This window comes from Bacteroides mediterraneensis, assembly GCF_016900355.1.
In the GTDB taxonomy this organism is placed as follows: Bacteria; Bacteroidota; Bacteroidia; order Bacteroidales; family Bacteroidaceae; genus Phocaeicola.
Genome location: NZ_JACJKA010000009.1, coordinates 48557 through 60966 on the forward strand (window position 1 = coordinate 48557; position 12410 = coordinate 60966).

The window sequence follows — 12410 nt, forward strand, 5'->3', positions numbered from 1 at the left end:
ACCAGTAGAGAAATGGCTGAACAACGTCCCCGTATCCTATATTTTAAAGATTTTCTGCCCACCTCCGTGTGTATTGGCTTGTCCATGTTTTTTGCCATGGTGTTTCAGTTCAATGGAGGAGTATTCCTGCCGGCAGCAACCCAGATGTCGAGTGCCCTGGGCTGCATCCAAGAAGATGTGAACATGGCCGGATATGCCTCGTTCATCGGTATGACCATCATCTTTCCGATTCTGTTCCGTCTGAAAGCTCGGTTTACGACACGTTCCATTTTCATGACGGTATGTCCGGTACTGATTGCCTGCAACCTGATTACCATGCACACAGAAAATATTTTTCTAATGATTTGTGTATGCTTCGTGTCGGGATTCTTCCGCATGTGGGGTACGTTTGAATGTTTCTCCAATATCCGTCTGAGCATTACGCCTTCAGGCAACTTCTCCGTGTTCTATCCTGTCATCTACATCATCGTACTCGAAAGCATCCAGTTGTCTGGACTAGTAACGATGCACCTCAATGACTGGGCCAACTGGCAATATATGCACTGGTTCGTCATCGGTATGCTGATGATTGTATGGGTTTGCGTGATGTGCCTTACCCGTTCTGTCCGCCTGATGAAGAAAATGCCCCTGTATGGCATCGACTGGAAAGGACTTGCCTTGTGGACTACCATGCTGTTTGCCATTGTTTTCATCTGCATCTATGGAGACTATTATGACTGGCTGGACAGCGTGCAAATCCGTGCCAGCATCGTCATTGCCGTAGTGGCCTTGCTACTCAACATCAATCGGATGAACTCCATCCGCCATCCTTACATCGACCCACAGGTATTCAAGTACAAGAAATTCCCTGTCATATTGTTTCTGTTCCTCATGCTCTGCCTGTTTCTCACTACGTCTTCCGTCCTTCAAAATGCCTTCATGATGTCTATTTTGAAATACGATACTCTGAACGCCATCTCCTTAAACTGGTGTGTATTTGTAGGTATTCTGGCTGGAGCAGGAATTGTCTTTCTACGCCAAGCAGTCTGGAAGAAAGGATATAAGCTGCTGATTTCAATCGGATTTACACTGATTGTCGTGTACCAGTATTACATGTATTTTCTCATTTACCCAGACCTGAATATTGAAAGCCTGTATCTACCTAACTTTTTAAAAGGAATCGGACATGGAATTTTGTACATTGCATTAACCATCTATGTGGCCAAAAATATTCCCTTCAAGCACTTCTTCCAATCATTGTGCGTGCTCAGCTTCATCCGTACCAGTATTGCTACCCCACTGGGAAGCGCCATTCTGAACCGTTGGATGAAACACCTCCAGCTGGACAACTGGGCCTTGCTGAGTCGAAACATGGACGACCTGACCGAATGGATGCCCAATAATGCTTCCCTCATGCAACTTTACAATGAGGTAAATACTCAAACCATGCTGACCAGTTTAAAAGAGCTCTTCGGATGGGTCTGCATTATCGGTACTGTTTTCCTGGCCATTGTCGTCACCTACCGAATATGGCGTGACCGTCACGTATCTGCATTAAAAATGCTGCACAGTCTGCCCGTCAAGAAGAGATACAAACTGTCCAGCATTCATCGTCCTGCCAAACATTAGAACTTATAAGCAGCGGTAAAGAAGAAGGCAAGGTTACGGGTCTTGGAATAACTGGCCAGCTTACAGAGACCAAATTCTCCGTCGAGCCCTACCGTCCAACGTGGAAAGTCCAGCGCGACTCCTCCCATCAGACCGGCATCGAAACGACGCAGACCCGAAATAACTTCTTCTTCCACCTTCGAATCGCCAAATGTATTATAAGAAACGGTAAGATCATCTATATCGGCATCCCGTTTACCGCTCACACCGTAAGCCAGATACGGACCTGCGGTAAAAACCATATCAAAGTTGGATGCAGTTCCTACATGAAAGGCTGCCAGCAAAGGCATTTCAAAGTAATTCTGATTTACATGCACGCTCACCTTATTCTTCGTATTGAGCCCTGCAAAGTCCATGTCCATACCGGCCCCTTTGGATACCCAGTTTAATCCGGTCTGGAAAGAAACCAGTCCGCTCAAGGGCACATCAATGCCTACTCCCACCTTCTGATTAAACAGAGGAGAAGAATCTCCGGCATCTTTCCCCATCCAGGTACTCATACCCAGCCCTACCTTCATACTCCAGGTCACTTTCGTCTGTGCGGCCATTGTCAACACGGTGAACAAACAGGCCACTATACATGCAATTCTTTTCATAAATTTACAATAGATGATTTACACAAAAATAAGAAGATAAAGCGAAGCTGCAAATAAAAAGGGAGCAAAAAAGAAGTTTTTCCCTCTTTTTGCTCCCTTCTCACAAGGTCTTAAACGTTATTTCTTAGAATTCGTAATCGATACCAATGGAAATGTTTTCCATATCCAAACCGACACCAAATCCGTTTCCTTCCATATCACGATAATAATCGTCGCGATAACCGGCAAAGCCCACCTTTGTAATGAAGCTGAAATGGTCGTTCAATTTCAAGGCCAGACCCGGCTTTACACCAATTTCAAAACCGTTCACAGCATCCGCATGTTTTGCCTTATAGGTAGAAAAGCCGAATCCCATATCCAGGAACAAACGTACGATTTTATTTTCGTAGAATGAATAACGGGCATACGGAGCAAAAGCAAAGGCATTGGTATCTATTTCATGCTCTCCGTCATATCCTTTATATGCATAAGCCAGTTCCACACCTACTGCCCATTTCTCACTCAAATTATAACCTACATCCGGGGTAATGGAGAATGAAGCCTTATCCACATCATTGTTTCTCCACAAGCTGATGCCACCTCCCAGATATACACCTTCCTGTGCACTGGCTGAGATTGCCGCCATGACAATCACCACAAGTAAAAATAATTTTTTCATAATCGTCTTTTTTGTTCTACAATTTATTTTGATACACTTTTCTCTTTTCATTCCAAGATTCCGGATGCTCAACCCTGTTTATGTCGGTTGGCTCTCCGGCGACGATACTCCGCCTTCATCTTGGCAGAGCCCGAACCATGAAGTCCCGTGATGTACGTTTTCTTCTTGGCTTTCGTCTTTACCTTTTCTTCTTTCTTCTTTCCATCCGAAGATTTGCTTCCCTTAAAGACAATCCCTTCGGTCAATATCTTTTCAATATCCATAATCTGCTTATTTTTTAGGTTGTAATCTTACATGCTTACCCGACTTTGTACAAATCAAGGTACGTTTCAGAGGCTGGCGCGTCTGCATATTAAACAAGAGTCCGGGACTGAAATGCTGTCCGTTCACCCGCAGTTCAAAATGAAGATGTTCCGTAGTAGCCCGTCCAGACCGCCCAGTCAGCGCAATGACCTGTCCAGCTTTCACCGTATCACCTGATTGCACCAAATTCTTAGAGTTATGGCTGTACACGGTTTCCAATCCATTGGCATGACGCACTACAATCACTTTTCCATATCCACCATAATGCTTGGCCATGCGCACTACGCCATCGAACACACACACTATGGAATCATTGGCTTTCGTTTTAATGTCTGACCCGGAATGTCCACCCCGGCTTCCGTAGGCCGAAATCACTTTCCCATTGCGAAGCGGAAAGCAGAATTGCGAATCGGCCAGACATTCCAGATGAATTTCAAAACGATTCCCTTTGGCAAACAATCCTGGAGTCTGCACCCTGATATGATTGCGTTCCATAGACGTGAACCCGGAGGATACCGGTTCACCGGCCTGAATGCTTCCTACCCAGAAACACCACAGCAGCATCATCCATACAATCTGTTTCATCTTACTTAAAATAATAAAGTTCTACATCTTGGGCATCCGCAAATTCTTTCAGCAAGTTCACCATATAGTTCACAGACTCTTCCAGTCCCTCACTGCCACTATATCCGTTCATAATCGCCAACAGATGAGTGGTGTTTTCCGAGATTTTCGTCCGTTCATTGTCACTGGTCGGCGTACCGATACCTCCCACGGCATCCCGGTACACCGGCATGCCTTCAATGTTCAATTCTCCACGGCCAATACCCTCGTAAGGCTCACCCGCCTTTCCGATTCCTAACACCAGTTTGTCGCCCTGAATCTTGTCACGGTCAAAACCACCGATGGAGTGACCGCTGTAGATAGACGCCAAATTAATCAAATCGACCAGCGTATCTATCTGATACAAAGAAAGTCCTCTCAACAACCTGCGGCACAAGGCTTCCGAAGAAGGCCGATAACGGCTGGGATCCTTTCCACATTTTTTATAGGCTTGACGAGTGGCCTGAATAGCCGGCATCTCCTTGATGGAATCTACCGTATATTTCTGGCGATAAAGTTCCGTAAACTCATCAATCTTTTTCCACAAAGCTTCACTATACGGTGAATTTTTCACGGTTGCAAAAACGGCTGCTCCGCGAAACTGCGGCCAAGCCTGCCGCAATTCTTCTGATACTTCAATTTTCAAATCCATTCCGCAAAACTCTCCTTCCTATTTTTCCATTCGCATAATTCCCGACAGAATACGTCCGGAGTGAATTCCCAACCTGCGTGCCGAGAAAAAGTCCGTAGCATGCTGATAGGTACAGATACCTGCCAATTCCACATTGGACGCCTTTACTCCTTTAGAAAGCAACTGAATACGGTTGGCCTCCCATAAATCGATGTGCCACTTCGCATACCGTCGGGCTATCTTAGCCATATCAAATCCGGCAGTTTTAAAGGCTTCGTACACTTCCTCGCCCACCTCGAATGCCTCGAGCGAAATACCGGGACCAATGCAAGCCCGCACATCTTCTCCCTTCGTGCCGTAAAGTTCACTCATCCGGTCAAGGGTTTTCTCCACAATCCGGGCTACCGTACCCCTCCATCCGGCATGAATGGCGGCCATTGCCTTGTGCTTCGTATCGTAACAAAGCACCGGAATGCAGTCGGCTGTAGAGATACACAGGCAGACTCCCGGGCAATCACTCACCAAGGCATCCACCCCTTCCAGGAGTTCTTTTTGCTTTTCTGAAGCAAGTCCGACAAACGTCTCATCTATCTCTCTCACCTCCGTACCATGCGTCTGATGAGGGATTACCAGCATTTCCGGTCGGACCGGCATCAGTGAGCACAACAGCTTCCGGTTCTGTTCTACTTTTTCAGGATCATCCCCACAATAATGGTTACAGTTGAACGAGGCATAATTTCCTTCACTGTACCCCCCATGACGGGTAGTAGAAAAACAAAAGATGTCGGCGCACGAATTCGTCAGCCCGTACACCCACATCCTTTTATCCTCTGTCAGGTTATTCATTACTTCTGTGTTTCGTCGTCCCAATCTTCTTCTTCGTACTCGTAATCAAAGTCATCTTCGTCTGTATCCTCCTCGTATTCATACTCGAAGTCCTCGTCCTCACCCATATCTTCCAGCTCTTTCTGGAGTTTCTTCAGGTCTTTCGGACGATGTACGATGGCTTCCCGACGTACGGCTTCCAACTGGTTACTGTCTTTATTCAATTCGGTCCACAACAGGTCTTTCAACTGTTGGATACCCATCCCGGACACGGAAGAAATAAAGACATGAGGTATATCTTCAGGCAATGTAGGCTCCAGCATCTGCATCAACTCCTCGTCCAGCATATCACACTTCGTGATAGCCAGTACCCGCTGCTTGTCCAGCATCTCCGGATTGAAGGTAGCCAGCTCATGGAGCAGAATCTCATACTCCTTCCGGATGTCGTCCGTATCGCCCGGCACCATGAACAGCAGCAACGAGTTACGTTCGATATGACGCAAGAAACGCAATCCCAGTCCCTTTCCTTCACTGGCTCCTTCAATGATACCCGGGATGTCCGCCATCACGAACGACTTGCCATCGCGATAGGACACGATGCCCAGATTCGGCTCCAGCGTGGTAAAAGGATAGTTGGCTATCTTCGGGCGTGCCGCAGAAACGGCCGCCAGCAAAGTCGATTTTCCCGCATTCGGGAAACCTACCAGACCCACATCTGCCAATAATTTCAATTCCAAAATCACCGTCATCTCCTGCATGGGTTCCCCCGGTTGTGCAAAACGAGGTGCCTGACGGGTCGCTGTACGGAAATGCCAGTTTCCCAGTCCGCCACGTCCGCCTTTCAGCAAGATGACTTCTTGTCCGTGCTCCGTTACGTCGCACACATATTCGCCGGTTTCGGCATTATAAACTACGGTTCCGCATGGAACCTCGATGACCTTGTCTGCCCCGTCTTTTCCGAAGCTCTTGTTCTTCGAACCGTTTCCACCATGTTCCGCAAACACGTGACGGTCATACTTCAGGTGCAGCAACGTCCAATAATTGCGGTTTCCCCGCAAAATCACATGACCTCCTCTACCACCGTCGCCACCGTCTGGACCTCCGTTGGGCATATACTTCTCACGGCGCATGTGCACCGAACCGCGGCCTCCTTTTCCGGAGCGGCAATAGATTTTTACGTAATCAACAAAATTCGATTCAGCCATAATTTAAAGTTTAAGAACTGGCAGACTGTCACCAGCCCGCCAGTTTATCCATTATTTAAAGTTTATCGATAGCTGCGCAAATGTCAGCGAAGATACCTTCCATGGTACCCAGACCCTGGATGTGGCAATATTTACCGTCGTTCTTGTACCAGTCAATCAACGGAGCAGTCTGAGAATGATATACAACCAGACGTTTCTTGATGGTTTCTTCATTATCGTCGGCACGACCTGATTCCTGTCCACGTTTGATCAGACGAGTCATCAGTTCATCTTCCGGTACTTCCAGGTCGAGCATGATAGACACTTCCTGACCACGTTCCTTCAACATCTTTTTCAAAGCCTCAGCCTGAGCGATGGTACGAGGAAATCCGTCGAAGATTACACCTTTGCTGTCTTTGAAGCTGTCGAACACGCTAGCCAGAATGTCAATCATCAATGCATCAGGAATCAGCTGACCATTGTCGATATAACCTTTGGCTGTTTTGCCCAGTTCTGTACCGTTTTTGATTTCTGCACGCAATACATCTCCCGTAGAAATATGGTTCAAACCATATTTTTCCACAATACGAGCACTCTGAGTTCCTTTACCTGAACCCGGAGCACCAAAAATTACAATATTCAACATGTTGTTTTAGATATGATTTATAAAAAAATTATTCAATCACCGTATAAATGTCGCGATAGTTCCGGCCCAGCCCGTCATAGTCCAGTCCGTATCCCACAATAAAGTCGTTCGGGATGCGCATGGCCACGTAATGGATATCCAAATCCACCTTCAGTTTATCCGGTTTTACCAGCAGGGTGGCAATGCGGATTTCCTTCGGATGACGTGCCTTCAAGGTTTCCAGCAGACGCTGCATGGTCAGTCCCGTATCCACAATATCTTCCACAATCACGACCGTACGCCCGGTAATGTCTTCATTCAACCCTACCAGTTCCTTTACCTTGCCCGTAGAAGCCGTTCCTTCGTACGAAGCCAGTTTCACGAATGAAATCTCACACGGAATCGTCAGATGTTTCATCAAATCGGCCGTGAACATGAACGAGCCGTTCAACACACTCAAAAACAGCGGTTTCTCACCCTCCAAATCACGGTTAATTTCATTAGCTACACGCGCTACTTCCTTCAAAATATTCGCTTCCGGGATAAACGTCTTAAAACGTTTGTCTTTTATCTGAATCGTTTCCATGTTATGATGTAGTTTTTAGAAATTGCGCAAATTTACGGATTTTCCCTAAAACCGCCACACATCCCTTTGAGTATTTAAAGATATTTTCAATAGAACATATACACCATTCAGGGCTTTTTTCGTACTTTTACCGACAAAATAGCTTTTTATATATACAATGAAGATTTTAAGTTGTACACAACAAAAAGAAGCCGATGCATATACCATCGCCCACGAATCCATATTGTCTATTAACCTCATGGAAAAAGCAGCCGGTCTGCTGGCACAAGCCATCAGCGACCGCTGGGATAAGTCACACCGCATCATCGTCTTTGCCGGTCCAGGCAACAACGGAGGCGATGCGCTGGCTGTAGCTCGCATCCTTTTCCTGAAACATTATCCGGTAGAAGTCTACCTGTTCAACGTAAAAGGCACTCTTTCCGAAGAATGCCTCACCAACGTACAGCGGTTGAAAGAAAGCGGATTTGCCAATTATACAGAAGTCAGCAGCCAATTTGACCCTCCACAATTAGGCACCCACGACGTCGTAGTAGACGGACTGTTCGGGTCCGGCCTCAACAAGCCGCTGAGTGGAGGCTTTGCTGCTGTAGTACAATACATCAACGCTTCCCCCTCCCAGGTGGTATCCATTGATATCCCCTCCGGACTGATGGGTGAAGACAATACGCACAACATCCGTCAGAATATCATCAAGGCCGACCTGACCCTGAGCATCCAGCTGCCGAAACTTTCTTTCCTGTTTGCGGAGAATGCCGACATTGTAGGCGAATGGCAACTGCTCGACATCGGCATCAGCCGTGAATTCATAGAGAAGGCCAAGACTCCGTACTTCATCACCGAAGCAAAGGAAATGCATGACCTGATCAAACCCCGAAAGAAGTTCGCCCACAAAGGCATGTTCGGTCACGGACTGCTGGTAGCCGGTTCCTACGGTATGGGAGGAGCCGCCTTGCTGGCCTCAAAGGCCTGCCTTCGCTCGGGCATCGGCCTGCTCACCGTACATACGCCTATATGCAATCATGACCTGGTTCAAGCCTATGTGCCCGAAGCCATTGTACAAGACGACGTTCACGACCGTTACTTTGCCGAAGCGGCCGACCTCGACAATTTCCAAGCCGTAGCCATCGGTCCGGGACTGGGACAGGATGAAGTAACCGTGCAGGCCCTTTTCGACCAGATCAGCAACTGCTACATTCCTTTGGTACTCGATGCGGATGCCTTGAATATTTTCAGCAACTACCGCAATTACCTGACCCGTATTCCCCGCCACAGCATCCTTACTCCCCACGTCAAGGAACTGGAGCGTATCATCGGCCGTTGCAGCAACGGTTTTGAAAGACTGTCCAAAGCAAAGGAACTGGCTGCCTACCTGCAATGCTACATCGTATTGAAAGGAGCCTGGACCGCTGTCATCACGCCCGACGGAGAGACTTACTTCAATCCGACAGGCAATCCGGGCATGGCCACTGCCGGCAGCGGAGACGTGCTGACAGGCATCATCCTGTCTCTTCTTTCACAAGGATACACGCAAGAGGAGGCTTGCCGCTTAGGAGTCTACGTACACGGCTTGGCCGGTGACATCGCCTGCCAGCAAAAAGGAGTGATCAGCATGACTTCCGGCGACATCATTGAAGCCTTGCCCGAAGCCTGGAAACAATTAACGGAAACCAAATGACAAACCATATGAAAAGAGGAATCATCGCATTGGGATTGCTGGCCTCTCTGAGCGCCTATTCCCAGGAAAGCTACGTGCCACAGGAAGGTGAAGGCATTGTCTACTTCCTGCCGAAGACCAAAGTAGCCATCGACATCGTCGCCACCAAGGTGGATTATCAACCGGGTGACTTTTACCTCTATGCCAGCCGGTATCTGCGGCTGAATGATATCAGTACGAAACCTGAAACCCACTGGGAAATCAAAGACATCCACGTACGACTGGCAGGAGTACCCGACTCCACCAAGGCTTACATCATGAAGCTGAAAGACAAAAGCGTGGCTTCTAACATACAGCTGACAGACAACGGAATCGTGAAAGCCATCAACACGACCTCCACGGAGCAAGAATCGCTTCCCGACTACAAACTGGAAACGCCCCAGCCCCACGAAAATGCCAGCAAATATATGACCGAAGACATTCTCATGGCGGGTTCCAGTGCCAAAATGGCCGAACTGACCGCTCGGGAAATCTATAACATCCGCGACAGCAAGAATCTTATCCTGCGCGGACAAGCGGACACCATGCCTAAAGACGGGGCTTCCCTGCAATTGGTCATCGACCAGCTTAACAAGCAAGAGAAAGCACTGATGCAAGCCTTTACCGGCATTACCGACCGTACAGACAAGGTTTTCACCATTCTGGTAGAACCAGGAGATAACGTGAAGGAACAAATCGCCGCACGCTTCTCCACCCAATTGGGAGTGCTCCCCACCAATAACCTCGCCGGAGACCCGATTTACGTGTCCGTACGCAACACCTCAAACCTGCCCGTATCGGAAGACGGCAAGAAGAAGAAAAAAGACGGTATCATCTACAACGTACCGGGCAAAGGAAAAGTCACCGTCACCTATCAGGGCAAGAAGCTTTTCGATGACGAGATGTCGTTTACCCAATTCGGCTATACCGAAGTGCTGGTAGACGGCCTGTTTGACAAGAAAGTCAATACCCGTGTCATTTTCAACCCCACTACGGGTGGAATCGTAAAAATTGACAAGGACTGATTCTATCAGAATTTATAAAGATTAGGAATCCCGTTCTCTGTGTGCAATACCGGAGAACGGGATTTTTTTGTGGCCCAATCCTCTTATAACCGTAAAGTAGCATACCAAGCTGTGGACAAGACGAAGTCTTTACACGAATACCCGCATTTCCCACATAAAGAGGATTTGTTCCGGCGTTCCCTCGCAAACCTTTCTTACTCAGGGCATTTTCCTTCAAACACCAAAAAGAATTCTCTGTACCACACTGTGGAATACAAAAACCACAGTGTGGGATATATATTTCACACTGTGGGACACAAATCCCGCACTGTGAAACAGAGAATATGAAAGAAGATTCAGAAGAAGATGCAAGGGAAAAACAAATTTAAGGAACCGTATGGAGAGAATATTTGATGTGGGACTTTCCTCATTTTCACAAAGTAGCAAAAAGCTACAAAAATTGCCAGTTTTTCCACCTTACATAGAGGAAATCTTCGTTCTAAGCCGTTTTTCTGTTGCCATTATTTGCAGAGTTCTTAAAATAGCCCTATCTTCGCACGATAAATACATGTAACTTTGTTATGACCCGAATGAACAAGATAAAGAAACTAAAAAAAATCCGACTTCATCACGAAGGTACCCACATACTGATTACCGGTGCAATCCTGTTACTCCTTATAAATATTGCCTTATACTGGGGAATAGAATGCAAAATCCCATTCTATCTGGTAGCACTTGTAAGCATCATCGTCTACGGACTGATGGTCAACTTTTTCCGCTGCCCGATACGCTTGTTTAAAGGGGATACAGAAAAAACAGTCGTGGCACCGGCCGACGGACATGTGGTAGTCATTGAAGAAGTGGACGAACATGAATATTTCCATGACCGTCGACTGATGATTTCTATCTTTATGGGGATTACAAACGTACATGCCAACTGGTATCCGGTAGACGGGGTGGTGAAACATGTAGACCACCATAACGGACGCTTCATGAAAGCCTGGTTGCCGAAAGCCAGCACAGAAAACGAGCGTTCTATGGTTGTCATTGACACACCGGAAGGCCATACGGTGATGGCCCGTCAGATTGCAGGAGCCGTAGCCCGACGCATTGTCACTTATGCAGTGCCGGGAGAAGACTGTTACATTGACGAACACATGGGATTCATCAAGTTCGGGTCGCGGGTGGATGTGTATCTGCCACTGGGCACAGAGGTATGTGTCACGATGGGACAGAAAACAACCGGCAACGAAACAGTGATTGCCCGTCTGCCTTAACCCTGAAAAACGACATCTTTATACCTTATTTATATATAATATCATGGCTCACGCGATTATCCGGAATATTCCCAATACGATTACCAGCTGTAATCTGTTCTGTGGGTGTATAGCCTGCTACATGGCTTTCCATAGCAAATATGAATGGGCACTGCTTTTCATCGTGCTGGGAGCGGTGTTCGATTTCTTCGACGGAATGACAGCCCGTCTGCTGCATGTGTCGTCCCCCATTGGGAAAGAACTGGACTCGCTGGCCGACGATGTGACTTTTGGACTGGCCCCGGCAGCCATTGCCTTCTCCCTGTTCAAGGAAGTACATTATCCGGATTTTCTCCTTCCCTTATCGGACATCATGCCCTATACGGCTTTTCTGATTTCCGTCTTCTCTGCCCTGCGACTGGCCAAGTTCAACCTGGACGAACGCCAGACCAGCTCATTCATCGGCATGCCGACTCCGGCCAATGCCTTGTTCTGGGGCTCACTCACTGTAGGAGCACACGACTTTCTGGTTTCTGACAGCTTCAATGCCCTATACCTGTTTATTCTGGTCCTTGTCATGTCATTGCTGCTGGTAGCCGAACTGCCCATGTTCTCCCTGAAATTTAAGGATTTGTCATGGGGGCACAACAAGATAAGCTATATCTTCCTGATTGTCAGTATCCCGCTGCTGATTATCTTCCAGTTGAGCGGATTTGCGGCAGTCATCGTATGGTATATTATTTTGTCCTTACTGACATATAAGAAATAAGAGGGGAAACGGTGTGGCACATTTTTTGTT

At 47.3% G+C, this 12410-nt stretch carries 14 protein-coding genes; 5 read left to right on the forward strand and 9 right to left on the reverse strand.

What is annotated here, in order from left to right:
* Positions 1–12 precede the first annotated feature (12 nt).
* Entirely contained in the window at positions 13–1608 is a 1596-nt protein-coding gene (locus tag H6A28_RS06505) for a hypothetical protein (protein ID WP_204475030.1), read from the forward strand.
* Here H6A28_RS06505 and H6A28_RS06510 read toward each other — a convergent pair.
* The 9 genes from H6A28_RS06510 to hpt all read right to left on the reverse strand — a co-directional run bounded on the left by H6A28_RS06510 (position 1605) and on the right by hpt (position 7658).
* On the reverse strand, positions 1605–2243 hold the full coding sequence (locus H6A28_RS06510; protein ID WP_204475031.1) for a porin family protein: 639 nt from the start codon (positions 2241–2243) through the stop codon (positions 1605–1607). The two genes, H6A28_RS06505 and H6A28_RS06510, sit on opposite strands and share 4 nt — an antisense overlap.
* A 124-nt stretch (positions 2244–2367) precedes the next feature.
* Positions 2368–2901 (reverse strand): outer membrane beta-barrel protein, encoded by a 534-nt coding sequence (locus tag H6A28_RS06515; protein ID WP_204479422.1) that lies wholly within the window; start codon positions 2899–2901, stop codon positions 2368–2370.
* 68 nt (positions 2902–2969) lie between these two features.
* On the reverse strand, positions 2970–3164 hold the full coding sequence (locus H6A28_RS06520) for a hypothetical protein (protein WP_204475033.1): 195 nt from the start codon (positions 3162–3164) through the stop codon (positions 2970–2972).
* Positions 3165–3171: 7 nt separating this feature from the next.
* Positions 3172–3789: a M23 family metallopeptidase gene (locus H6A28_RS06525; protein ID WP_204475034.1), complete on the reverse strand. Its 618-nt coding sequence runs from the start codon at positions 3787–3789 to the stop codon at positions 3172–3174.
* 1 nt (position 3790) lies between these two features.
* Positions 3791–4453: a B3/B4 domain-containing protein gene (locus tag H6A28_RS06530; protein ID WP_204475090.1), complete on the reverse strand. Its 663-nt coding sequence runs from the start codon at positions 4451–4453 to the stop codon at positions 3791–3793.
* 24 nt (positions 4454–4477) lie between these two features.
* Positions 4478–5284, reverse strand: coding sequence for a peptidoglycan editing factor PgeF (gene pgeF, locus H6A28_RS06535; protein ID WP_204479424.1), 807 nt, complete (start codon positions 5282–5284; stop codon positions 4478–4480).
* Positions 5284–6468, reverse strand: coding sequence for a GTPase ObgE (gene obgE / locus H6A28_RS06540; protein ID WP_204475037.1), 1185 nt, complete (start codon positions 6466–6468; stop codon positions 5284–5286). The genes pgeF and obgE overlap by 1 nt, the downstream gene beginning before the upstream one ends.
* Before the next feature lie 55 nt (positions 6469–6523).
* On the reverse strand, positions 6524–7093 hold the full coding sequence (locus tag H6A28_RS06545; protein WP_204475038.1) for an adenylate kinase: 570 nt from the start codon (positions 7091–7093) through the stop codon (positions 6524–6526).
* 28 nt (positions 7094–7121) lie between these two features.
* Positions 7122–7658, reverse strand: a complete 537-nt coding sequence (hpt, locus tag H6A28_RS06550) for a hypoxanthine phosphoribosyltransferase (protein ID WP_204475039.1) — start codon at positions 7656–7658, stop codon at positions 7122–7124.
* A 157-nt stretch (positions 7659–7815) separates the two neighbouring features.
* Between hpt and H6A28_RS06555 the strand changes: the two genes are divergently transcribed.
* From H6A28_RS06555 to pssA, 4 genes are all read left to right on the forward strand, one after another.
* Entirely contained in the window at positions 7816–9333 is a 1518-nt protein-coding gene (locus H6A28_RS06555) for an NAD(P)H-hydrate dehydratase (protein WP_204479425.1), read from the forward strand.
* A gap of 8 nt (positions 9334–9341) precedes the next feature.
* Complete coding sequence (locus tag H6A28_RS06560; protein ID WP_204479427.1) at positions 9342–10376, forward strand: DUF4831 family protein; 1035 nt, start codon at positions 9342–9344, stop codon at positions 10374–10376.
* A gap of 569 nt (positions 10377–10945) precedes the next feature.
* Complete coding sequence (locus H6A28_RS06565; protein WP_204475091.1) at positions 10946–11632, forward strand: phosphatidylserine decarboxylase family protein; 687 nt, start codon at positions 10946–10948, stop codon at positions 11630–11632.
* A gap of 43 nt (positions 11633–11675) precedes the next feature.
* Positions 11676–12380, forward strand: coding sequence for a CDP-diacylglycerol--serine O-phosphatidyltransferase (gene pssA / locus H6A28_RS06570; protein WP_204475042.1), 705 nt, complete (start codon positions 11676–11678; stop codon positions 12378–12380).
* Positions 12381–12410 lie beyond the last annotated feature (30 nt).